General features: G+C 71.3%; 22 protein-coding genes and 1 tRNA gene. 5 read left to right on the top strand and 18 right to left on the bottom strand.

Annotated features, from left to right (window positions below; all coding sequences use genetic code 11):
• Positions 1 to 28 precede the first annotated feature (28 nt).
• Both GTY67_RS16030 and GTY67_RS16025 read left to right on the top strand, forming a co-directional pair.
• Entirely contained in the window at positions 29 to 1,690 is a 1,662-nt protein-coding gene (locus tag GTY67_RS16030) for an MFS transporter (RefSeq protein ID WP_093686310.1), read from the top strand.
• A 154-nt stretch (positions 1,691 to 1,844) separates the two neighbouring features.
• On the top strand, positions 1,845 to 2,630 hold the full coding sequence (locus GTY67_RS16025) for a TetR/AcrR family transcriptional regulator (protein ID WP_093686309.1): 786 nt from the start codon (positions 1,845 to 1,847) through the stop codon (positions 2,628 to 2,630).
• Here GTY67_RS16025 and GTY67_RS16020 read toward each other — a convergent pair.
• The 5 genes from GTY67_RS16020 to GTY67_RS16000 form a co-directional block, all read right to left on the bottom strand.
• Entirely contained in the window at positions 2,624 to 3,577 is a 954-nt protein-coding gene (locus GTY67_RS16020; RefSeq protein ID WP_161279140.1) for an NAD(P)-dependent oxidoreductase, read from the bottom strand. The two genes, GTY67_RS16025 and GTY67_RS16020, sit on opposite strands and share 7 nt — an antisense overlap.
• Positions 3,578 to 3,684: 107 nt before the next feature.
• Positions 3,685 to 4,155 (bottom strand): PPOX class F420-dependent oxidoreductase, encoded by a 471-nt coding sequence (locus GTY67_RS16015; protein WP_161279139.1) that lies wholly within the window; start codon positions 4,153 to 4,155, stop codon positions 3,685 to 3,687.
• A 76-nt stretch (positions 4,156 to 4,231) separates the two neighbouring features.
• Positions 4,232 to 5,047 carry a YceI family protein gene (locus GTY67_RS16010; RefSeq protein WP_093686306.1) on the bottom strand — a complete coding sequence of 272 codons (816 nt, stop codon included), beginning with the start codon at positions 5,045 to 5,047 and terminating at the stop codon, positions 4,232 to 4,234.
• A 263-nt stretch (positions 5,048 to 5,310) separates the two neighbouring features.
• Positions 5,311 to 7,872: an MFS transporter gene (locus GTY67_RS16005; protein WP_161279138.1), complete on the bottom strand. Its 2,562-nt coding sequence runs from the start codon at positions 7,870 to 7,872 to the stop codon at positions 5,311 to 5,313.
• Between the two features lie 31 nt (positions 7,873 to 7,903).
• Positions 7,904 to 8,416 (bottom strand): MarR family transcriptional regulator, encoded by a 513-nt coding sequence (locus GTY67_RS16000; RefSeq protein WP_093686304.1) that lies wholly within the window; start codon positions 8,414 to 8,416, stop codon positions 7,904 to 7,906.
• Between the two features lie 225 nt (positions 8,417 to 8,641).
• Here GTY67_RS16000 and GTY67_RS15995 point away from each other — a divergent pair, with 225 nt between their 5' ends.
• Positions 8,642 to 8,857: a hypothetical protein gene (locus tag GTY67_RS15995; RefSeq protein ID WP_093686303.1), complete on the top strand. Its 216-nt coding sequence runs from the start codon at positions 8,642 to 8,644 to the stop codon at positions 8,855 to 8,857.
• 151 nt (positions 8,858 to 9,008) lie between these two features.
• Here GTY67_RS15995 and GTY67_RS35520 read toward each other — a convergent pair whose 3' ends face one another.
• From GTY67_RS35520 to GTY67_RS15955, 9 genes are all read right to left on the bottom strand, one after another.
• Positions 9,009 to 9,251 (bottom strand): hypothetical protein, encoded by a 243-nt coding sequence (locus GTY67_RS35520; RefSeq protein ID WP_343238692.1) that lies wholly within the window; start codon positions 9,249 to 9,251, stop codon positions 9,009 to 9,011.
• 797 nt (positions 9,252 to 10,048) lie between these two features.
• Entirely contained in the window at positions 10,049 to 10,915 is an 867-nt protein-coding gene (locus GTY67_RS15985; RefSeq protein WP_093686301.1) for an RNA polymerase sigma factor SigF, read from the bottom strand.
• 234 nt (positions 10,916 to 11,149) lie between these two features.
• The gene (locus GTY67_RS15980) at positions 11,150 to 11,956 is read right to left on the bottom strand and encodes an RNA polymerase sigma factor SigF (RefSeq protein ID WP_051104691.1); all 807 of its coding nucleotides are present in this window, start codon (positions 11,954 to 11,956) and stop codon (positions 11,150 to 11,152) included.
• A 375-nt stretch (positions 11,957 to 12,331) separates the two neighbouring features.
• Positions 12,332 to 12,625: a Dabb family protein gene (locus GTY67_RS15975; protein ID WP_065486566.1), complete on the bottom strand. Its 294-nt coding sequence runs from the start codon at positions 12,623 to 12,625 to the stop codon at positions 12,332 to 12,334.
• A 19-nt stretch (positions 12,626 to 12,644) separates the two neighbouring features.
• On the bottom strand, positions 12,645 to 12,809 hold the full coding sequence (locus tag GTY67_RS34585) for a hypothetical protein (RefSeq protein ID WP_176727355.1): 165 nt from the start codon (positions 12,807 to 12,809) through the stop codon (positions 12,645 to 12,647).
• A gap of 405 nt (positions 12,810 to 13,214) precedes the next feature.
• Positions 13,215 to 13,302 (bottom strand) — tRNA-Ser (locus GTY67_RS15970).
• 67 nt (positions 13,303 to 13,369) lie between these two features.
• Entirely contained in the window at positions 13,370 to 13,798 is a 429-nt protein-coding gene (tadA, locus tag GTY67_RS15965) for a tRNA adenosine(34) deaminase TadA (RefSeq protein ID WP_093686299.1), read from the bottom strand.
• A gap of 328 nt (positions 13,799 to 14,126) precedes the next feature.
• A complete protein-coding gene (locus GTY67_RS15960; protein WP_093686298.1) occupies positions 14,127 to 14,720 on the bottom strand; it encodes a hypothetical protein in 594 nt (197 codons plus the stop codon).
• Between the two features lie 232 nt (positions 14,721 to 14,952).
• Positions 14,953 to 15,225, bottom strand: coding sequence for a hypothetical protein (locus GTY67_RS15955; protein ID WP_202461458.1), 273 nt, complete (start codon positions 15,223 to 15,225; stop codon positions 14,953 to 14,955).
• Positions 15,226 to 15,332: 107 nt separating this feature from the next.
• Here GTY67_RS15955 and upp point away from each other — a divergent pair, with 107 nt between their 5' ends.
• Positions 15,333 to 15,968, top strand: coding sequence for a uracil phosphoribosyltransferase (gene upp / locus GTY67_RS15950; RefSeq protein ID WP_018513622.1), 636 nt, complete (start codon positions 15,333 to 15,335; stop codon positions 15,966 to 15,968).
• Between the two features lie 91 nt (positions 15,969 to 16,059).
• Here the strand turns inward: upp and GTY67_RS15945 are convergent, their stop codons facing one another.
• The gene (locus GTY67_RS15945; RefSeq protein ID WP_093686296.1) at positions 16,060 to 16,686 is read right to left on the bottom strand and encodes a LytR C-terminal domain-containing protein; all 627 of its coding nucleotides are present in this window, start codon (positions 16,684 to 16,686) and stop codon (positions 16,060 to 16,062) included.
• Positions 16,687 to 16,870: 184 nt separating this feature from the next.
• Positions 16,871 to 17,167, bottom strand: a complete 297-nt coding sequence (locus GTY67_RS15940) for a type II toxin-antitoxin system VapB family antitoxin (protein ID WP_003967677.1) — start codon at positions 17,165 to 17,167, stop codon at positions 16,871 to 16,873.
• 672 nt (positions 17,168 to 17,839) lie between these two features.
• Here GTY67_RS15940 and GTY67_RS15930 point away from each other — a divergent pair.
• Positions 17,840 to 18,013 carry a CsbD family protein gene (locus GTY67_RS15930; RefSeq protein WP_093686294.1) on the top strand — a complete coding sequence of 58 codons (174 nt, stop codon included), beginning with the start codon at positions 17,840 to 17,842 and terminating at the stop codon, positions 18,011 to 18,013.
• A gap of 199 nt (positions 18,014 to 18,212) precedes the next feature.
• Here the strand turns inward: GTY67_RS15930 and GTY67_RS15925 are convergent, their stop codons facing one another.
• Both GTY67_RS15925 and GTY67_RS15920 read right to left on the bottom strand, forming a co-directional pair.
• Positions 18,213 to 19,751: a M28 family metallopeptidase gene (locus GTY67_RS15925; RefSeq protein WP_161279134.1), complete on the bottom strand. Its 1,539-nt coding sequence runs from the start codon at positions 19,749 to 19,751 to the stop codon at positions 18,213 to 18,215.
• Between the two features lie 186 nt (positions 19,752 to 19,937).
• Entirely contained in the window at positions 19,938 to 20,624 is a 687-nt protein-coding gene (locus GTY67_RS15920) for an HhH-GPD-type base excision DNA repair protein (protein WP_161279133.1), read from the bottom strand.
• Positions 20,625 to 20,718 lie beyond the last annotated feature (94 nt).

The following is a 20,718-nucleotide window of genomic DNA, read 5'->3' as shown; positions in this document are numbered from 1 at the left end:
CCGCACCGGAGACCAGAAGAGAGCCCGCATGACGGCGCCCGCCGCTCCGCGACCCGACCTCGCCCCCCAGGCGCATCCGCAGCGCTGGCTGATCCTCGGCGTCATCTGCCTCGCCCAGCTCACCGTGCTGCTGGACAACACCGTCCTCAACGTCGCGATCCCCTCCCTCACCACGGAGCTGAACGCCTCCACCGCCGATGTGCAGTGGATGATCAACGCCTACTCGCTCGTCCAGTCCGGCCTGCTCCTCACCGCGGGCAGCTCCGCCGACCGGTACGGGCGCAAGAAGATGCTGGTCGTGGGGCTCGCCCTGTTCGGCATCGGCTCGCTGGCGGCCGGGCTCGCCCAGTCCTCCGGCCAGCTCATCGCGGCCCGGGCCGGGATGGGGATCGGGGGCGCGCTGCTGATCACCACCACCCTCGCCGTCGTCGTCCAGATCTTCGACGACTCCGAGCGGGTCAAGGCGATCGGCCTCTGGGCGACCGTCAACTCCCTCGGGTTCGCCGCCGGACCGCTCGTCGGCGGGGTCGTGCTCAACCACTTCTGGTGGGGCGCGATCTTCCTCATCAACATCCCGGTCGCCCTGATCGGCCTGGTCGCCGTCGTCCGGCTCGTACCCGAGTTCAAGAACCCGCGCGGGGAGCGGCCCGACCTGCTCGGGGCGCTGCTCTCCACGATCGGGATGACCGCGGTCGTGTTCGCGATCATCTCCGGGCCCGAACACGGCTGGATGTCGGGCCGGGTGCTGCTGACGGCGTCCATCGGGGTCGCCGTGCTCGCCGGGTTCGTCCTGTGGGAGCTGCACATCCCGCACCCGATGCTGGACATGCACTTCTTCCGGAACCAGAAGTTCATCGGTGCGGTGGCGGGCGCGATCCTGGTTGCCTTCGGCATGGGCGGCTCCCTCTTCCTGCTCACGCAGCACCTTCAGTTCGTTCTCGGGTACGGGCCGCTGGAGGCGGGTCTGCGTACGGCGCCGATGGCGCTCACCGTGGTCGCCCTCAACCTGACGGGGCTGGGCGCCCGGCTCGTGCAGAGGATGGGGACGCCCGCCACGATCGCGGCGGGGATGAGCGCGCTGGCGGCCGGTCTCGCGGCCATCGCGGTGCTGGGGCGCGACGGGTACACCGGGATGCTGCTCGGCCTGGTCGTGATGGGCGCGGGGATCTCCCTCGCGATGCCCGCGATGGCCAACGCCATCATGAGCGCCATCCCGCCCGCCAAGGCCGGGGTGGGCGCCGGGGTCAACGGCACGCTCGCGGAGTTCGGCAACGGGCTCGGGGTCGCGGTGCTCGGCGCGGTCCTCAACATCCGCTTCGCCGCCCTCGTACCGGCCGCCGTCGGGGCCGCGTCCCTGCCCGCAGCACTGGCCGCCGCCGACGGACCGGGGGAGCGCGCGGTCATCAAGGACGCCTTCGCTTCGGGCCTGGAGGCCAGCCAGCTGGTCGGCGCGGCCGCGGTACTGGCGGGCGGCCTGCTCGCGGCGCTGCTGCTGCGCCGGGCGGAACGGACGGAGGCGGCTGCGGAACCTACGGAGGCGGCGGCTGCGGAACGTACGGAGTTGGCCGTGACTGAGCGTACGGAGGCGACACCGGCCGACCGTACGGAGGCGGCACCGGCCGGACCGACGGAAGCGGCACCGGCCGACCGTACGGAGGCGGGCGCCGGGAAGCCGGAGACGGCGGCATAGCATCGGAGGGGGCGCGCGTACCGGACCGTAGGCGTCCGGTACGTCGGCCGTTCCGCAGCGCGGGGTAGGACACAGCGGCGCGGGGCAGTACAGGACAGGGCAGGGCAGGACCGCACAGGCGGTGGTGGGCCCGGCAAGACGAGGAGAGTGCGCCATGGTGTCCGCGTCCGACCGTGCGGAGAGCCCCGCTCGGACCAGCGTGTGGCTCGACCAGCGGCCCCCTTCACGCACCCGCAGGACCGAGTCCCCGGCGGGCCTCGACCGGAACAGGATCACCGAGGCGTCGGTGCGGCTGCTGGACGCCGAGGGCCTCGCCAAATTCTCCATGCGCCGGCTCGCCGCCGAACTGGACGTCACCGCGATGTCCCTCTACTGGTACGTCGACACCAAGGACGACCTCCTGGAGCTGGCGCTGGACTCGGTCTACGCGGAGATCACCCCGCCGCGCGAGGACGCCGACTGGCGGGAGCGGCTCCGCGAGCTCGCCCGCAGCTACCGCGAACTGATCGTCCGCCACATCTGGGTCTCCCCGCTCGCCGGGACCTTCCTCAACATCGGCCCGAACTCGATGCTGTTCTCGTACGCCGTCCAGGACGTCATCCGGGCCACCGGCCTGCCCCTGGGGCGGCAGACGGGCGCGCTCTCGGCGGTCTTCCAGTTCGTGTACGGATTCGGCACCGTGGAGGGCCACTTCAAGGCGCGGTGCGACGCGACCGGGCTCACCCAGGACGCGTACCACCGGCACGCGATGGGCACGATCCGGGCCCAGCCCCACCTGCGGGCGATCGTCGAGTCGTCCGACGAGCTGATGGCGGCCCGGGGCGGCGACACGGTCGAGGAGATGCGCGAGCGGGACTTCGTCTTCGCGCTGGACCTGCTGATCGCGGGCATCGAGACGATGTGCGAGCGTACGGGCTCCTCGCCGACCGCCGCTCAGTAACCGCGCCCCACATCCACCGCCGGCTCCGGCCGCCGCCCCTCCCGTACGGCCTCCCAGCAGGCGGCGAAGTCCACGGCCACGTCCTCGTCGGCGGTGATCCCCGCGGAGTGCGAGGTGATCACCGTACGGGGCAGCCGCCAGACCGGGTCGCCGGGCGCGGCCGGCTCCTCCGCCAGCACGTCCAGCACCGCGCGCCGCACCCCACCGCCCCGCAGCGCGCCCTCCAGCGCCCCCAGGTCCACGGTCGCGCCCCGCCCCACGTTGACGAACGTCGCGCCCCGCACCGCCGCGAACCGCCCCGCCCCGAAGAACCCCTCCGTCGCCCCGGTCGACGGCAGCGCGGCCACCACCCACCTGGCCCCCGCCAGCTCCTCGGCCTCCGCGTCCTCCCCGGCCCCGATCACCCGGTCGAAGCCCGGCGGAGGCGGCCCGGTCCGCGCGGTGCGCCCCACGCCCACCGTCCGCACGCCACAGCCGCGCAGCAGCCCGGCGACGGCCCCGCCGATGCGCCCGGTGCCGTAGACGAGGGCGGTCTGCCCGGCGACCAGCTCGGTGGGGAGGCGGCGCCACTCGGCCCGGGCGTGCTGGGCGGCGTACTCCGGGACGGCCTGGCACTCGGCGAGCACCCAGCCGAGGACGTACTGCGCGATCCGCTCGCCCATCCGCCCGACGGTCCGGGTCAGCAGCGCGTCGGCGGGCCAGGGACCGGCGGCGAGCAGTGGATCGGTACCGGCGTTGACGCTGTGGAACCAGAGCAGCCGGTCGGTACGCAGCGCGGCGGGCAGCGCGGCCCCCACGCAGAGGAGCGGTCCCTCGGCCGGCGGTCCGTCCCCCAGGGGCTCGGCACCGCGCCCGGCGATCCGCTCCAACTCCCGTACGAGAGAGGCGCTCAGCTCGGGCGCGACGAGCAGCCGCGCCCGCGCGAGAAGCTCCGGCCCGGGCACCATTGCAGGAGCCCCAGGAGCCCCAGGAGCCCCAGGAGCCCCAGGAGCCCCACCGGCCCCGGGCGCCGCACCGGCCCCGGGCACCCCACCCGCCCCCGGCACCGCGCCTGTCACTGTCCCGGCGCCAGATGGGCCGGGAAGCCGCCGGTCGCGATCGGCCCCCAGCGCTCCGGGGTGACCCGGATGATCGACTTGCCCTGCTTCACCATGGCGGCCCGGTACTCGTCCCAGTCCGGGTGCTCACCGGAGATGTTCCGGAAGTATTCGACGAGCGGTTCGACCGACTCCGGGGTATCGAGGACCTCCGCCACGCCGTCGACCTGCACCCACGGCCCGTCCCACGCGTCGGAGAGGACGATCACGCTGACCCGCTCGTCGCGCTTGGCGTTGCGGGTCTTCGCGCGCTCCGGGTACGTCGACATGACGATCCGGCCCGCGTCGTCGACGCCGCAGGTCAGCGGGGAGCCCTGGGGGCGGCCGTCGGCCCGGGCGGTCAGCAGGATCGCCCGGTGCCGGGGCCGTACGAACGCCAGCAACTCGTCGAGGTCCACGGTGGTGTTGGTCGCGATGTTGGGAGCCATGGCGACCACCTTACGACCGGTCGTACGCGCGACCGCCGCAGCGAACCACGCTCCCCGGGGCCGCTCCCAGGGACCGCTATCCGGGCAGCGCGTCGCCCTGGACCGCCTGGATGTCCAGCTCCACGCGCAGGGTGGTCCCGATGGCGGAGATGCCCGCCTGGACGACCTGGTTGTAGTTCATCGCGAAGTCGTCGCGGCGCAGCTCGGCCGTGGCGTTGAAGGCGGCGCGCACCCCGCCCCACGGGTCGGGGCCGGTGCCGAGGTAGGTCAGGTCCAGGTCGACCGGGCGGGAGACGCCGTGCATGGTCAGCTCGCCGTGGACGGTCCAGCGGTCGGGGCCGGCCGGGGCGAGGCCGGTGGAGCGGTAGGTGATCTCCGGGTAGCGGTCCACGTCCAGGAAGTCGGGCGAGCGCAGGTGCTTGTCCCGCATGCCGTTGCCGGTGTCGATGCTGGCCGCGGCGATCACCGCGTCGACCCGGGAGCGGGAGACGTCCTCACCGACCTCGATCCGCCCGCCGAAGTCGGTGAACCGGCCGCGCACGCTGGAGATCCCCAGGTGCTGGGCGACCGCGCCGACCGAGGAGTGCACCGGGTCCAGCGACCAGGCGCCCGGTGGCGGAAGCTCCACCCCGCCCTGGCGGGCCAGCACGATCTGCCCGCCCTCGATGCGGCCGCTCGCCGTGACGAGGGCGGTGGAGGCGGCGGGGGCGTACCCGACCGCCGTGACGATCACCGTGTACGCGCCGGCCGGCAGGGAACCGTCCGTGCGGACGGCTCCTTCCTCGTCGGCCGCGGCCCGCAGCACCTGGGTGCCGGTCATGTCGGTGACCGTCACGACGGCGTGCTGGACCGCCCAGCCGTCCCGCGTCCGTACCTGTGCGCGAAGTCCCATCCGTATCTCTCTCCTAGCTCCATGGCCCGGGGCCACATGAGTCGGGCCCCGGGGCGGGCACGGCAGGCCGTCCCCTGCCTGCCGTACCCACCGCCGGGGCCCATTTCCACCTGGTCGCGACAGCCTCTCCGCAAGAAGTGCCGTCCGACCAGGAGGCTTTGCGATCCCTTCACGTACTCACTTGTTCACGCGCGTCCCTATAGGTGCACGCGAGAACGTACTGAAGGGATCAATTTCGCAGCGGGCTGTCACTGCGGGACCGGTCACTCACCCGGGTGGGCGAGTTCGATGTCGTGCCCGTCGATCCCCGTACCGCTCACCGTCACCGCGCCCGCCACCGGCGGGTAGCCGGTCGCGATGACCGTGTACTCGCCCGCGTCCAGGTCGGTGAAGGCGTACGCGCCGTCCTCGCCGGTCGTCGCGGTGGCGACCACGTTGCCCGCCGCGTCGATCAGCGTGACCCGGGCGTCGGCCAGCGGCCCCCGGGCGGACCCGGCCCGCACGGTGCCCCGCACCAGCGCACCGGCCCGCAGTGCGGCCTCGACGCGGGTGACGCCCTGGCCGCCGATCTCCACCGGCAGCGCCAGCGGGCGGAACCCGGCCGCGTTGACCGCGACGGTCACGGAGCCCGGGATCAGCTCGCCGAACGCGAACTCACCGGTCGGGCCGGACGCGCCGGTCGCCAGGACGTCGCCGCGTACGTCGGTCACGATGACCATCGCGCCGTCCACCGGAGCACCGGACTCGGCGGCCCGTACGGTTCCGGCCAGTCCGCTCGTACCGGAGAGCAGGATGTCGAAGGCCAGCGGCTCCTCGCCGACGACCACCGTGGACGCCTGCGGCTGGAAGCCGTCGGCGGAGGCGATCAGGACGTAGCTGCCGGAGCCCGGCGCGTCCAGGGTGTAGCCGCCGTCGGCACGGGCGACGGAACGCCCCAGTTGACGGCCGCCCAGCGAGATCAGGGTGACGGCCGCACGGGCGACCGGAGCCCCTTCGGCGCCGCGCACGACGCCCTGTACGGGCGTGCCCTGGAAGGACTCCGGGGAGCCGGCGGTGTCGTAGGCGTCCTGTGCCGTGTCGACCGAGGTGACCCCGGCCGCACCCTCGGAGACGAGCCCGGCGGCGCTGACGGCACCGACGGCGGCCGGAACCCCGGCCTCCACCGGGGCGGTCCCCGTCTGCGGGCTGTCATCCTGCGGGGCGTCGCTCCGCGGGGTGTCGTTCCCGGCGCTGGTCTTCAGGGCGACCTCCTTGATGAAGAGCGTCACGATGAAGGCGACCAGCGCGCACGGGGCGGCGTAGAGGAAGACGTCGCCGACGCCGTGCCCGTACGCGGCCTCCACGACCGTACGGAAGGGCTCGGGCAGCTTGCTCAGGTCGGGGATGCCCCCGCCGCCCGTACCGCCGTGACCGAAGGCGGCGCCCTCGGGGCCGAGCGCGGCGAGGCCGTCCTTCACGTAGTGGGTGACGCGGTTGCCCAGGACGGCACCGAGCGCCGAGACGCCGACCGCACCGCCGAGGGACCGGAAGAAGGTGACGACGGAGCTCGCGGAACCGAGGTCCTCGGGAGCCACCTGGTTCTGCGTCGCGAGGACCAGGTTCTGCATCATCATGCCGATGCCGAGGCCCATGACGAACATGAAGATCGCGACGTGCCAGTACGGGGTGTCGTACCGGATCGTGCCCAGCAGCCCGAGCCCGGCCGTGACCAGGAAGCCGCCGCTGACCAGCCACGCCTTCCAGCGGCCCGTCTTGGTGATGACCTGCCCGGAGACGGTCGAGGAGAGGAAGAGGCCCGCGATCATCGGGATGGTCATGACGCCGGACATCGTCGGCGACTTGCCGCGCGCGAGCTGGAAGTACTGGCTGAAGAAGACCGTGCCCGCGAACATCGCGATACCGACGAACAGCGAGGCGATCGACGCCAGCGTGATGGTGCGGTTGCGGAAGAGGCGCAGCGGAATGATCGGTTCCTTGGCCCGCGACTCGATGAGGACGAAGACCAGGCCGAGCAGGACCGAGCCCGCGACCATCACGTACGTCTGCCACGACAGCCAGTCGTACTTGTCACCCGCGAAGGTCACCCAGACCAGCAGCAGCGAGACGGCGGCGCTGATGAAGAACGCGCCGGACCAGTCGACCTTGACGCCCTCGCGCTTGACGACCGGAAGCTTCAGGGTCTTCTGGAGCACGATGAGGGCGATGATCGCGAACGGCACACCGACGTAGAAGCACCAGCGCCAGCCCATCCAGCTGGTGTCGGTGATGACACCGCCGAGCAGCGGGCCACCGACGGTGGCGACGGCGAAGACCGCGCCGAGGTAGCCGCTGTAGCGGCCGCGCTCGCGCGGGGCGATCATCGCGGCCATCACGATCTGCGCGAGGGCGGAGAGACCGCCGACGCCGATGCCCTGGACGACGCGGCAGGCGATGAGCATGCCGCTGCTGGTCGACAGACCGGCGACGACCGATCCCAGGACGTAGATGATCAGGGCTATCTGGACCAGCAGCTTCTTGCTGAACAGGTCCGAGAGCTTGCCCCAGAGCGGGGTGGTGGCGGTCATGGCCAGCAGCGAGGCCGTGACGACCCAGGTGTAGGCGCTCTGCCCGCCGCCGAGGTCGGAGATGATCTCGGGGAGGGCGTTGGAGACGACCGTCGACGACAGGATCGCGACGAACATGCCGAGCAGCAGCCCGGTCAGCGCCTCCATGATCTGCCGGTGTGTCATCGGCGTGCCGTCGGAGGCGCCGGAGCCGCTGTGGCCTCCATGACCTCCGTGCTTGGCGTGGCCGCCCCGCACACCGGTCGGTGTGGTCGTAGCCATTGAGTTCCTTATCCGTGCGTATTTGCTTCTGTTACACAGGTGTACGGGTGTACGCGTCGTCGCCGAGCCCGTTCCGGCACTCGCCGGAGTGGCTTCCGGGGGCGCAGCCACCGGGTCCGCGACAGGCGAAGCTGTCGCGCAGCCGGGACAGCAGCGCGTTGAGCCGGCCGACGTCCTCGTCGGACCAGTCGGCGAGATTGCGGGCGAACATCTCGGTGGTCCGCCGCGTCAGCTCGTCGAGCTGCGCGTGGCCGCCGGGGGTCAGCCGCAGGATGCGGGACCGCTTGTCCGCCGGGTCAGGGGACCGTTCGATCCAGCCGTGCTCGGCCACATGGGCCACGTGGCGACTGGTCACCGAGAGGTCCACGGCCATCAGCTCGGCGAGTCTGCTGATCCGCATCTCGCCGTGCCGGTCCAGGAGCGTCAGCACGGCGGCGGAGCCACCGGGACACTCGGGGGGCAGTGCGCGGGCGAGCCCCCGCTTGACGGCGCCGACGGCGCTGAGCTGCCGGGCCAGTTCCTCGTACCGACTCCGTGCGGCCACCGGGACCCCCCAACGCACTGATGCCTATGTTGTTGCTTAGGGCAACCATAGAAGCCGTTGGTTGCTACAGGCAAACGAAAACGGGCTTGCAGAAGTAAAGGAACGCAAAAGCCTCCGTAGGGTCCCGGTCAAGCCCGATTTCCGCGCGCTCCGCCGCTGGTCGGACGGGGTGCGAGGTGGCCCGGGGGTTGGGCGGAAGGCCCGAGTTCGCTAGGGTCCTGCCCCATGGCACACAACCCCCACGCCCCTCAGCCGGGCCCCGAGGGCACCCCTGATCCGGCGGGCAGCACGCAGATGTTCCGCGCCTTCGTCGACGAGGGCGAGCCGCAGCGCCGGGCGCAGCCGGCCGCGACCTCGTCCGGGCCGAGAGTCGGGGTGATCGCGGCGATCGTCGCGGTCGTCGTCGTCCTCGGCGCGGTGGCGTGGCTCGCACTGGGCTGACGCACCGACCACTGAACGACGTACAACGGCATCCCCGTCGTACGACGGCCTGAACGCCCGTGGGGCGGACTGCGGAACCGCGCACGCGCGCCCGCTGCCCGCCCCACGGGCGTTCGGCGTCTCCACGGCCGGGGTTCACTCCGTCGAGGGCTCACTCCCACACGGCGGAGACGCCCTGGGTCTCGACGCGCATCCCCAGGGGCACGCGCCAGGACTCCACACAGACGGTGTACGTCTCCGAGCGCGTCGCACCGGCCGCGATGGGCGTCGGCAGCGACTGGCTGGACCGGATGGTGGCCCAGTCGACGCCCAGGGCCCCGATGATGTGCGTGGCGAAGGTGACGGTCCCCGAACGAGCCGGGGAGCCGCCGGTGTTGCGGAACTCCACGGTCACCTTCTCGCACCACCGCTTCTCCGCCGGCGTACGCTGCGGCGCGCTGAGCTTGAGCGCGGCGGGTGTAGGTGGTGGCGGGGGCGGTGCGGGTTCGGCGGGCGGAGGAGGACCGGCCGTACCGCCTCCTCCGCCGCCGGGCTTGGGGGCGCCCGGGGGCGAGGGAGTGGCTCCACTGCCGGGCCCGGACGGTGCGGACGGCTTGGACGGTTTTACGGGATCGGCGGGCCGGGCGGGCGCCGGGGCGCCGCCGGGCCCGGTGCCCGCCCCGGACCCGCCAGGCGCCTCCGTATGCGCTCCGCTCCCGCTCCCGCCGCCTGTCGGCCCGGAACCCGTGGACCGCGCCGCAGGACCTCCCGTAACCGCATCAGCGGCGTCAGGGCCGGTGGCGGGCGACGAGGGGCCTGCGGGGCTCGGGCTGCCATCCGGCCCTCCGCCCCCGCCGTCCAGCGGGACCAGGGTCACCTTCCCCGAAGGCCCGGTGCCCCCGGACCGCGCGGGACCGCTGCCGGCCGCGCCCACCGCCACGTAACCGTCCCCGTCCGGGCCGCCCCCGCAACCGGTCAGGAGGCCACCGCCCAGACACAGCGCGGCCGCCGAGGCGACGATCGCGGTGCCCCGGCGGCGACTGTGCGGCCCGCATGCGTGACGGGCCTGAGGTGTCTCAGGCATCCGGGGTATCCGAGGTGTCTGACGCATCTGACGTCGCATCGCGCCAGTGTCTCTGACGCCCCGTCAAATCAGAACCCCCGTGCGCGGACTCACGTCCTACGTCCCACGGCTGACGGCTGAGTCGGATCTCAGTCGGAGATGAGCCCTTCCCTGAGCTGGGCGAGGGTGCGGGTGAGCAGCCGGGAGACGTGCATCTGGGAGATGCCGACCTCCTCGCCGATCTGCGACTGGGTCATGTTGGCGAAGAACCGCAGCATGATGATCTGGCGCTCGCGCGGGGCGAGCTTGGCCAGCAGCGGCTTCAGCGACTCCCGGTACTCCACGCCCTCCAGCGCCGCGTCCTCGTACCCCAGGCGGTCGGCGAGGGAGCCCTCGCCGCCGTCGTCCTCGGGCGAGGGGGAGTCCAGCGAGGAGGCGGTGTACGCGTTGCCGACGGCGAGACCGTCGACCACGTCCTCCTCGGAGACCCCGAGCGCCTTGGCGAGCTCCGGCACGGTCGGGGAGCGGTCCAGCTTCTGCGCGAGCTCGTCGCTGGTCTTCGTCAGCGCGAGCCGCAGCTCCTGGAGGCGCCGGGGCACCCGTACGGACCAGGAGGTGTCGCGGAAGAAGCGTTTGATCTCCCCGACGACGGTCGGCATCGCGAACGTGGGGAACTCCACGCCCCGTTCGCAGTCGAACCGGTCGATCGCCTTGATCAGGCCGATCGTGCCGACCTGGACGATGTCCTCCATCGGTTCGTTACGGCTCCGGAACCGCGCCGCGGCGTAACGCACCAGCGGGAGGTTGAGCTCGATGAGTGTGTCCCGCACATAGGTCCGCTCCGGACTGTCCGTTCCGTCGGGCCCTGACGCGGGGCCGAGCGCGGCGAGCCGCAGGAACAGGGAGCGGGACAGAGTGCGGGTGTCGATGGCTTCCGGCGAGCTGGTGAGCACGGCGGGTGCCGGCACGCTCTTCGTGAGCGTGAGCACCTTCGAGCTGCCCTGTTCTGCGGACATGCCACCCCCTTGAGGTCGCGGACGGTCGCGGTGGCCGCGACCATCGGAGGAACGCAGCCTCCACCTGAATACCGGAGGCGGGGCTGCGGCAAACGCGCTTCGAGCAGAATGTCACATGTCGGCAACACGCTGTAGTGACATGTCGACAAGTCAGCGCCGAATCTGCCCTGGAAACAAGGGGTGTGAGCCTTTTACGCCGTCAGAACTGCTCTCTTCAGGGTCTACCCGTTCCGGTTATGCCTCGATCCTGTTTGCGGACCTCAGTCGGGCGAAACTTCTGGCCAGAAGCCTTGACACATGCATCTGGGAGACGCCCAGTTCGGCGCTGATCTGAGACTGGGTCAAGTTGCTGTAGTAGCGCAGGAGGAGGATGCGCTGCTCGCGCTCGGGGAGCTGGACGAGGAGGTGGCGTACGAGGTCGCGGTGTTCGACACCGGCGAGCGCGGGGTCCTCGTAGCCGAGCCGGTCGAGGAGGCCGGGCAGCCCGTCGCCCTCCTGGGCCGCCTCCAGGGAGGTGGCGTGGTACGAGCGCCCCGCCTCGATGCAGGCGAGCACCTCGTCCTCGGAGATCTTCAGCCGCTCGGCGATCTCGGCGGTGGTGGGGGAGCGCCCGTGAGCCGTCGTCAGGTCCTCGGTGGCTCCGGTGACCTGGACCCAGAGCTCGTGCAGCCGGCGGGGGACGTGGACGGTGCGGACGTTGTCGCGGAAGTAGCGCTTGATCTCGCCGACGACGGTGGGCATCGCGAACGTGGGGAACTGGACGCCGCGTTCCGGGTCGAAGCGGTCGATCGCGTTGATCAGGCCGATGGTGCCGACCTGGACGACGTCCTCCATGGGCTCGTTACGGCTCCGGAAGCGCGCGGCGGCGTACCGGACGAGGGGCAGGTTCGCCTCGATGAGGGCGGCCCGGACGCGGCCGTGTTCCGGGGTGCCGGGCTCCAGGTTCTTGAGCTGCCCGAAGAGGACCTGGGTGAGGGCCCTGGTGTCCGCCCCGCGGGTCCTGGCGGGCGGGGTGGTGGGGTCCGGGGTCTCGGTCTGGATCTCCTCGGCCGGGGCGGCCTGGACGCCCTGGGGGGCGGTCTGGGGGGTGCCCGGGGAAGTGGCCTGCGAGGTGGCGGCCTGGGAAGTGGCCTGGGCGGCCTGGACGGCCGCCGGGGATGGCTGGACGGACTGGGGAGGCACTTGAGGCGCTGTACTGGCCGGCACGGTGACGCCACCCCTTCGCGGTCAACTACGGTCAACTCATCCGTCAAAAGCGGTCATAGCATCACAAGACATGTCCACTGTGTGCAAGCACCGCAAAGTGCCGTGTTGAGGTCATAGAGGTTTAAACGGGACAGAGAAACCCCTCGCCTGAACGGCGAGGGGTCGGTCGTAACGGCTCCCGCATCTGCACGCAGGAGGGTCCGGAACGGATCAGAAGGGATAGTCCGCGATCACCCAAGTGGCGAATTCACGCCACTGACCCGCGGCGGCCTGGTGGGCCGGGTGCTCGATGTAGCGCTTGAGGGCGTCCTCGTCGGCGACGGCGGAGTTGATGGCGTAGTCGTACGCGATCGGCCGGTCGGTGATGTTCCAGGCGCACTCCCAGAACTCCAGCTCCGGGACCTGCCCCTCCAGCTCCCGGAAGGCGCGGTCCCCGGCGACGACCCGCGGATCGTCCCTCTCGACGCCGTCGTTGAGCTTGAAAAGAACAAGGTGACGGATCATCGATACCCCTACTGCTTCGCTACTTCACCAGTTCGGTCATGAAGTCGCCGACGCTCTGAGCAGCGCTGGAGACGCCTTCGAACCCCACCCCCACGAGCTCGGCGGACCGTTTGGGAGAGGTGATGATCGAGTACAGCACGAAGACCACCAATATGTAGAGCGCGATCTTCTTCGCTTGCGCCACTGCCCTTGCCTCCCCGTAGACCCCGCTGGACCCCGCGTGCGATCGGCAGATTGTATCCGCACGTATGGCCGTATCCAGGGGCTGCTCTCGATCACTGATGCGCCCTTTAAGGACCTAGGCCCTGCCCATCGAGGCCTTTTGCCCGCCGGTACGGCTTCTGCGCCCCGGCAGGATGGAACCCGGGCCCTCCGGCCCTGGCAGGAACCGGAGGGCCCGGAACAGGCCTCACCACGGGGTCACCGCCGCGCGACTTCCCCCTGACCGCGGCGGCCGACCGGGAGGCCCTGTTCTCATCGGGGGAAGCGGCCTGTCCCCCCGGCGCCGCTTCCCCCGACCTGACTTCGGCGCCGTAGACGCAGAACGCCCCCTTGATCGCGTTTCCGCGGATCAAGGGGGCGTCAGAAGCGGTAGCGGTGGGATTTGAACCCACGGTGACGGGTTACGCCACACTCGCTTTCGAGGCGAGCTCCTTCGGCCGCTCGGACACGCTACCGAGAGAGAGCTTAGACCATCCCGGGGCGTGCACAGAAATCGGTTCCCGGAGGCGGGGGCGTACGTCCTCAGAGCGTGCGGAAGAACGCCGTCAGCTGGGTCGCGCAGTCGTCCTCCAGGACCCCCGCGATGACCTCGGGGCGGTGGTTCAGGCGGCGGTCGCGGATGACGTCCCAGAGGGAGCCGGCCGCGCCCGCCTTCTCGTCGCGGGCTCCGTAGACGACCCGGGCCACCCGGGACTGGACCAGGGCGCCCGCGCACATCGTGCAGGGCTCCAGGGTGACCACCAGCGTGCAGTTGGTCAGGCGCCACTCACCGACCGCTTCGGCCGCCCGGCGCAGGGCCAGGATCTCGGCGTGCGCGGTCGGGTCGCCGGTGGCCTCGCGCTCGTTGTGGGCGGCGGCCAGCTCGGTGCCGTCGGGGCCGAGGACGACGGCGCCGACCGGAACGTCACCGGCCGACGCCGCCCGCTCGGCCTCGGCCAGGGCGCGGCGCATCGGGGCCTGCCACGGATCGCGTACGGGGTCGGGCTCAGGTGCGCGTACGGGATCCGGGGTGGGCCGGGGGGAAGGGTCCGGCGGTCGTGCGGTCACCCGCGGACCTTAACGGACGGGTAGGAGAGGGGACGGAAACGGGCCGGGGCGGGAGCCGGAGGGTGAGTGGCCCGGCCCGGTGCGGGAAGCCGGAAGGGCGCCCGGCCCGGTGCGGGAAGGGTGCCCGGCCGGTGCGGGAAGCTGAGCGGTCCGGCCCAACCCGGTGCGGAAGGGTGCCCTGCCAGGTGGGGAGGCGGGAAGGGTGTCCGGCGATATGACCGCCGGACACCCCCTAGCGGACCGCCTCCAGGACCTCGGCCGCTCCCAGCGCGTCGGCGATCTCCGTCAGCGCGTCGGTTCGCAGCGTCAGCAGGTCCTTCTCGGAGACCCCGAAGTCGGCGAGGATGCCCAGCTCGCCGATCGGGCCCGCCGGTACGGAGTCGGAGTCGGGATCGGAGTCCGTACCCGCGTCGGGGGCGGTGGTCCGGTCGGTGGTCGTCGAGGAGGAGGACGCGGGGCGGGCCGGGCCGTCCGGGTCGTCGTCCTCCGTGCCGTCGAGGTCGACGAGCTCTTCCAGCGCGGCGATCTCGACCTCGGCCCCTGGTTCGCGGCCGAGCAGTTCGTCGGTGAGCAGGATCTCCCCGTACGAGGAGCGGGCGGCGGCGGACGCGTCCGAGACGTAGATACGGGGGTCCTCCTCACCGTCCACCCGGAGGATGCCGAACCAGGCGTCCTCCTGCTCGATGTAGACCAGGACCGTGTCCTCGTCCACCGAGGCCTCCTGGGCCAGATCCGTCAGGTCGGACAGGGTCTCCACATCGTCGAGCTCTGTATCGCTCGCTTCCCACCCGTCTTCGGTGCGCGCGAGCAGTGCGGCGAAGTACACCGTGACTCTCCCACTGGTCATAGGTGAATCGGTCCGACGGGAGGGCAGACGGGCAAATCCGTCTGCTCTGAGCCCCGCCCAATCGGCATCGTGGCAGAAACAAGCGCCGAGCGAGACCTCTTCGACCGTTGCGTCGGCCATCAGTTCCAGGAGTGCCTGGTCGGCCCTCTCCCTGACGCGACCGGCGGGAGACCCGATCAGCGGGGGAGTGCGCCGGTGGTACGGGGCGGCTTCACCAGCGGAACGTACGCATCCGCATCTGTTGCCGCATACGGGCGGCACGGGCCCGGCGCGGCTGCACCCGGTCCCGTAGCTGCTTGGCCTCATGGAGCTCACGGAGGAACTGGGCGCGCCGCCGGCGCCTGGCCGCGTCACTCTCCTGCGCGTCGGTCATGTCACCCGTCACGCCCTGCGGCTCGCGCGCGTCGCGCGCGCCGCCCGTCGTGTCGCGCACATCGCTCACTCCGCGTGAGCCCGGGTCACGCGGCTGTTCCCCGTCCGCCATCGACACGACACACCACCCCAATGCTGGGTCCGTATGCCCCCACCTTCCCCCCGAACAGGTGGTTGATGCCAGCGCAGAGTGGCGGAAGGCGCGGTTACTGTTGACGCATGCGGATCCACGTCGTCGACCACCCGCTGGTGGCGCACAAACTGACCACGCTGCGCGACAAGCGCACCGACTCCCCGACCTTCCGGCGCCTCGCCGACGAGCTGGTCACCCTTCTCGCCTACGAGGCCACCCGGGATGTGCGTACCGAGCAGGTCGACATCGAGACCCCGGTGACCCCCACGACGGGCGTCAAGCTCTCGCACCCCCGGCCCCTCGTCGTCCCGATCCTGCGCGCCGGTCTCGGCATGCTGGACGGCATGGTGCGGCTGCTGCCCACCGCCGAAGTGGGCTTCCTCGGCATGATCCGCAACGAGGAGACGCTCCAGGCGGAGACGTACGCGACCCGGATGCCCGAGGACCTCTCCGGCCGCCAGGTCTACGTCCTCGACCCGATGCTGGCCACCGGCGGCACCCTCGTCGCCGCCATCCGCGAGCTGATCAAGCGCGGCGCCGACGACGTCACCGCGGTCGTCCTCCTCGCGGCGCCCGAGGGCGTCGAGGTGATGGAGCGCGAGCTGGCGGGCACCCCTGTCACCGTGGTCACCGCCTCCGTCGACGAGCGGCTCAACGAGCACGGCTACATCGTGCCGGGCCTCGGCGACGCCGGAGACCGGATGTACGGGACGGCGGAGTAGCCGCCCGCGTACGAGAAGTGCAGGACGGTGCCCCTCCCGCGCGTACGTTGCGGGAGGGGCACCGGTGTGTCCGCTGCTGCGTGTGCCGCGCTCAGCCGCTCTTCGTCGTCGGAGTCGGCGCGCAGGAGCCGGACGGCGCCGGGGACGGCTTCGTGAGGGCCGTCATGGCGGCGGTCGCCTCGGCCGGGGTGCTGAACGCCTTGAACTTCGCGCCGAGGATCAGGTCGACCTCCGCCGTCTTGCGGCCGTCGGTCTTCTGCACCGTGCCCGGCAGCTGCGTGCCGAGCACGGTGAAGCTGCCGTCCGCCGCGGTCGGGGCGCCGAGCAGCACTCCGGGGCCGGGGACCTTCTTGTCGTACGCCTCCGGGGCGTTCCCCACCTCGCCGATGGTGAACCCGCGCTTCTTCAGCTCGTCGGCGGCGGACTTGGCGAGACCGCTGCGGGTCGTCGCGTTGTAGACGTTGACCTTGATCCCGGCCGGCTTCGGCAGCGCCTTGGCGGGGGCCACGGGCTTCGGGGTCGGGCAGTCGCGCTGATGGCCGGCGGCGCTGGCGCTCTGGTCGCCGCCGGTGAAGACGTCGATGAGCTGGAGCGTTCCCCAACCGGCCAGGCCGAGGGCCACCACGGCCGAGACGCCCGCTAGGACGATCCTGCGGCGGTTCCGGGGGCGGCGCATGCGGGGGTAGGTGTCGCCCGTGATGCGGTACTTTCCGCCCATGCCGGGGGGAGTGAGCATGCTCATGGAGGCAGCGTAGTGCGACCCGGTGATGCCGCGTACTAAATGATCAACGTATGGCACCCGGATGAGCGCGAAAGCACCCGAAAGGCCCGAATTCACGTGCGACCGCTGGAGCGGTCGTTATGAGGGTGATACGCACGGGTGCGCGGGGGACGCGACGGCGTCAGCCCAGGTCGAGGACGCGTGCGTGCAGCACCTGGCGCTGCTGGAGCGCGGCGCGGACCGCCCGGTGCAGCCCGTCCTCCAGGTACAGATCGCCCTGCCACTTCACGACGTGGGCGAAGAGGTCCCCGTAGAACGTGGAGTCCTCGGCGAGGAGGGTCTCCAGGTCCAGCTGGCCCTTGGTGGTCACGAGCTGGTCCAGGCGAACCGGACGCGGCGCGACATCCGCCCACTGTCGGGTGCTTTCCCGGCCGTGGTCGGGGTATGGCTTCCCATTTCCGATGCGCTTGAAGATCACACGGAAAGCCTACCGGGCAAGGGGTGCCGGGCGCAGCCAGGGAACCCTTCGTACCCGAAGCTTCCTGCCTCCTGTCCTCCTGCCCTCTTGCCCCCCGGGCCTGTGAACCCTTTCCGTTGTTCACGCGTCTGATCTGGTGTCGGAGGCCGTCTACCACCCGGGAGGGCGCGTGGCCAGTAAGGACCGGACAACGGACGCGGCGGAGGAGAAGGCCCGCGAGAAGTGGATGGCGCGCTTCCAGGTACGGCTGGCCATGCAGCCGGGCGTGGACCGGGCCGTGGTGCTCCAGGGCGGTCAAGGAGGTCACGACGCACTGCGCGGACAGGGGAGAGAGCCCGCAGACCGTTTACGGGGACCCGGATGCCCATGCCGTGCGGACCGCCGAGCGGCTGGTGCCGCCGGACGTCGCGTCGCGGGCGAAGCGGCGCGGTGCCGCTGTGGACTCGATCGGCTCCGCGCTGAAGAAGGCACGGGACATCACCGGTCTGTGACCCCCGCGACCGGTCTGTGATCCCCCGCGCCGGGGGCGCCGCCGAGCTGAGGTTTCGCCGCACCGGTGGGGCGCTCTCGCTCGGCCGGTCCGGTGCCGGTACGGGCTCCGGCGGGTTTGAACGGGACGGAGCGGGTCAGGCGGCGGGGGAGACATTGTCGAGAAGTCAGGGTGTGAGTGGCATGGCTGCTGATGAGAAGGCCCAGGCCAAGACCGAGCAGGCCAAGGGCAAGGTCAAGGAAGCGGCCGGGCGTGCCGTGGGCAATGAGCGTCTGACGGCCGAGGGCCGGGCGGACCAGGTCAAGGGCGACGCCCGCCAGGCCAAGGAGAAGGTCAAGGACGTCCTCACCGACTGAGGTTCCGTTCCCGGCGTACGACGGCCCCGCAGGAGATCCCTCCCGCGGGGCCGCGCTGTGCCACCCTCTTCGGGCTGATGACGCGTGCCCTACTCCGTCACGCGTGCCCTACTCCGTCACGCGGTCGACGTCGTCCTACTCCGTGACGCGTGCCCTACTCCATGACGTAGGCCCTACTCCGTCACGTGGTCGACCTGGCCTACTCCGTGACCTCGTGGCCGTGGCCGTCGTGCAGGCCGCCGCCGCTGCCCGGCGTGCCGGTGCTGGGAGCCGGGGTGACCGGACGGGTCAGCGAGCGCAGGTCGTGGGCGTACGTGCCGACCGCGTTGGCGATCACGTCGATGTTGACGTCGAAGTGCCGCATGTCGATGTTGCTGAGGTTGTCGCAGGCCGCGTGGTAGCACGCGTCGTAGGCGACCCCCGCCTCCCCGCCGTAGACGCGGGCCTGGGCCGCCGTCTTGATGCCCTCGGCGCCCGTGAACGTACCGCCGGAGGGGACGCCCACCTCGATGAACGGCCCGTAGTCCGAGCGGCCGGTGAAGTCCGTGCCCTCGTGCTTCTTGCCCTTGCTGTCGAGGAACTTGTTGATGTCCCGCTCCAGCTGGGCGGAGCCCTCCGGGCCGGGGCCCGCGCCGACGCCGTCGGAGTCGTCGCCGTCGTAGACGAACTGGACGCCGTTGGGCGAGGCGATCATGTCGAAGTTCAGGTAGAGCTTGATCTGCCCGCGCTGCTTCTCGGAGAGCCCGGCGACGTACGCCTCCGAGCCGAGCAGGCCGTTCTCCTCGGCCGACCACCAGGCGAACCGGACCTTGTTGGCGGGCTTGCTCTTCGACTGGGCCAGTTTCAGGGCGACATCGAGGAGGCCGGCGGAGCCGGAGCCGTTGTCGTTGATGCCGGGGCCCTCGGTGACGGAGTCGAGGTGGGCGCCGAGCACCACGGTGTTCGCTGCCTTGCCGCCGCGCGTCTCCGCGATGACGTTGCGGGTCGTGCGCTCCTCCTGGAGCTGGCGGACCTCGAAGGAGACCGTGACCTCGCCGGCCGCCAGGTCGGCGACGAGCTTCTCGCCCTCCTCCTGGGTGACGCCGCCGGTCGGGATGCGGCCCGCCGCGGCGTCGCCGAGCGTGCCGGACAGGAGGCCCTCGGTGTTGTTGTAGATGACCGCCCCGGCCGCTCCGGCGTCCGCTGCCGCCGCCTGCTTCTCGGCGAAGGTGCAGCCGCCGCGCTTGATCAGCGCGATCTTGCCGGTGAAGTTGGCGGAGGCGTAGTCGGACGCCTCGCAGCCGGAGGTGTCGTCGACGGGGACGTTGACGAGCCCGGCCGTCAGACCGCCCACCCTGGTCGACGGGGTGTACGTCATCGCCTTGATCGACACGTCGCGGGGCGTCGGCGACACCACGGCGAGCTTTTCGGCCAGCGTCTCCGTGTAGGGGAAGCGGAAGGTCTCGTAGGAGACCTGGTACCCGGCACGCTGGAGCTGCCGGTAGACGTACGCCGCCGAGGCATCGTGGCCGAGCGATCCCGCCGCGCGGTGACCGTCGGCCGAATCGGCTATCGCCTGGAACTGCTGGAGATGGCGGTAGGCGTCACGCGCGGACGCCTTCTTCACCAGCTCCCGGGACAGCTTGACCGCCTCCTTCGAGGGGCCCTTCGAATGGCCTGGCCCGTGCCCATGCCCGTGGTTCGGGGCTGCGCCCAGGAGGAGCGGTGCGGCCAGAGCGGTGGCGGCCACAACTGCCATGGCTCTGCGACGTGTTGCGTGCACAAGAGTCCTTCCGGTCGAGACGTGACGGACGTACGGACGAACGTGCTGCGAAAGCTGTTGCGAAAGCTAGCGAGTGGGGTGGCTCCTGGGAACAGCTATGGCTGGTTTTGATCGTTTCCGCCGGGTGTTCTGTCCGGCTGCGTGCTGGACTGTGCATTCCGGTCACCCCTGGGAAGAGCCCTTGGCCGACTTCGCCGTATTCGCCGTTCCCTTGACCGTTTTCGCCGCCTTGGACGTTTCCTTCTTCGCTTTCGCCGCCTTGGCCGCGGCCTTGGCCTCCTGCTTGTACGCGCGTACCTCCGCCAGCGACTCCGGCCCGGTGATGTCGGCCACCGACCGCCGCGACCCGTCCTCCCCGTACGCCCCCGCCGCCGCCCGCCACCCCGGGGGACGTACGCCGAACTGCTTGCCGAGGAGCGCCAGGAAGATCTGGGCCTTCTGGGTGCCGAACCCCGGCAGCTCGTTCAGCCGCCGCAGCAGCTCCTCCCCGGTGCCCGCGTCCCGCCACACCGCGCTCGCGTCCCCCTCGTACTCCGCCACCAGGTACTGGCACAGCTGCTGGACCCGCTGGGCCATGGAGCCGGGGTAGCGGTGGAGGGCCGGTTTGGTGGTGAAGAGGGAGGTGAAGGCCTCGGGGCCGTACGCGGCGATCTCCGCCGCGTCGAGGTCGTCCGAGCCCATCCGCTCCGCCAGCGTGTACGGGCCGGTGAACGCCCACTCCATCGGGACCTGTTGGTCCAGCAGCATGCCGACGAGGGCGGCGAGGGGGCTGCGGGCGAGGAGCTCGTCCGCGGCCGGCTGCTGGGCGATCCGCAGGGTGATGTCCTTGCCGCTGTCACTCTTGGTCATACTTCCGATGATCGCGAGGGCGGGCGCCGACGGCGACTCCAGTCGCGCCGATGGCTCTGCGGGCTTCGGCTGAAGGGGGTACGCGTGCGTGCTC

The sequence above is a fragment of the Streptomyces sp. SID8374 genome (assembly GCF_009865135.1).
GTDB lineage: Bacteria > Actinomycetota > Actinomycetes > Streptomycetales > Streptomycetaceae > Streptomyces.
This window is presented reverse-complemented; position numbering and strand designations above follow the sequence as displayed.

Excerpts from the sequence above, each read along its gene's own strand:
- GTY67_RS16030 (WP_093686310.1), top strand. The coding sequence starts at position 29 with ATGACGGCGCCCGCCGCTCCGCGACCCGACCTCGCCCCCCAGGCGCAT.
- GTY67_RS16025 (WP_093686309.1), top strand. The coding sequence starts at position 1,845 with ATGGTGTCCGCGTCCGACCGTGCGGAGAGCCCCGCTCGGACCAGCGTG.
- GTY67_RS16020 (WP_161279140.1), bottom strand. The coding sequence starts at position 3,577 with ATGGTGCCCGGGCCGGAGCTTCTCGCGCGGGCGCGGCTGCTCGTCGCG.
- GTY67_RS16015 (WP_161279139.1), bottom strand. The coding sequence starts at position 4,155 with ATGGCTCCCAACATCGCGACCAACACCACCGTGGACCTCGACGAGTTG.
- GTY67_RS16010 (WP_093686306.1), bottom strand. The coding sequence starts at position 5,047 with ATGGGACTTCGCGCACAGGTACGGACGCGGGACGGCTGGGCGGTCCAG.
- GTY67_RS16005 (WP_161279138.1), bottom strand. The coding sequence starts at position 7,872 with ATGGCTACGACCACACCGACCGGTGTGCGGGGCGGCCACGCCAAGCAC.
- GTY67_RS15995 (WP_093686303.1), top strand. The coding sequence starts at position 8,642 with ATGGCACACAACCCCCACGCCCCTCAGCCGGGCCCCGAGGGCACCCCT.
- GTY67_RS15985 (WP_093686301.1), bottom strand. The coding sequence starts at position 10,915 with ATGTCCGCAGAACAGGGCAGCTCGAAGGTGCTCACGCTCACGAAGAGC.
- GTY67_RS15975 (WP_065486566.1), bottom strand. The coding sequence starts at position 12,625 with ATGATCCGTCACCTTGTTCTTTTCAAGCTCAACGACGGCGTCGAGAGG.
- tadA (WP_093686299.1), bottom strand. The coding sequence starts at position 13,798 with ATGCGCCGCGCCCTGGCCGAGGCCGAGCGGGCGGCGTCGGCCGGTGAC.
- GTY67_RS15955 (WP_202461458.1), bottom strand. The coding sequence starts at position 15,225 with ATGGCGGACGGGGAACAGCCGCGTGACCCGGGCTCACGCGGAGTGAGC.
- upp (WP_018513622.1), top strand. The coding sequence starts at position 15,333 with ATGCGGATCCACGTCGTCGACCACCCGCTGGTGGCGCACAAACTGACC.
- GTY67_RS15945 (WP_093686296.1), bottom strand. The coding sequence starts at position 16,686 with ATGGGCGGAAAGTACCGCATCACGGGCGACACCTACCCCCGCATGCGC.
- GTY67_RS15930 (WP_093686294.1), top strand. The coding sequence starts at position 17,840 with ATGGCTGCTGATGAGAAGGCCCAGGCCAAGACCGAGCAGGCCAAGGGC.
- GTY67_RS15925 (WP_161279134.1), bottom strand. The coding sequence starts at position 19,751 with ATGGCAGTTGTGGCCGCCACCGCTCTGGCCGCACCGCTCCTCCTGGGC.
- GTY67_RS15920 (WP_161279133.1), bottom strand. The coding sequence starts at position 20,624 with ATGACCAAGAGTGACAGCGGCAAGGACATCACCCTGCGGATCGCCCAG.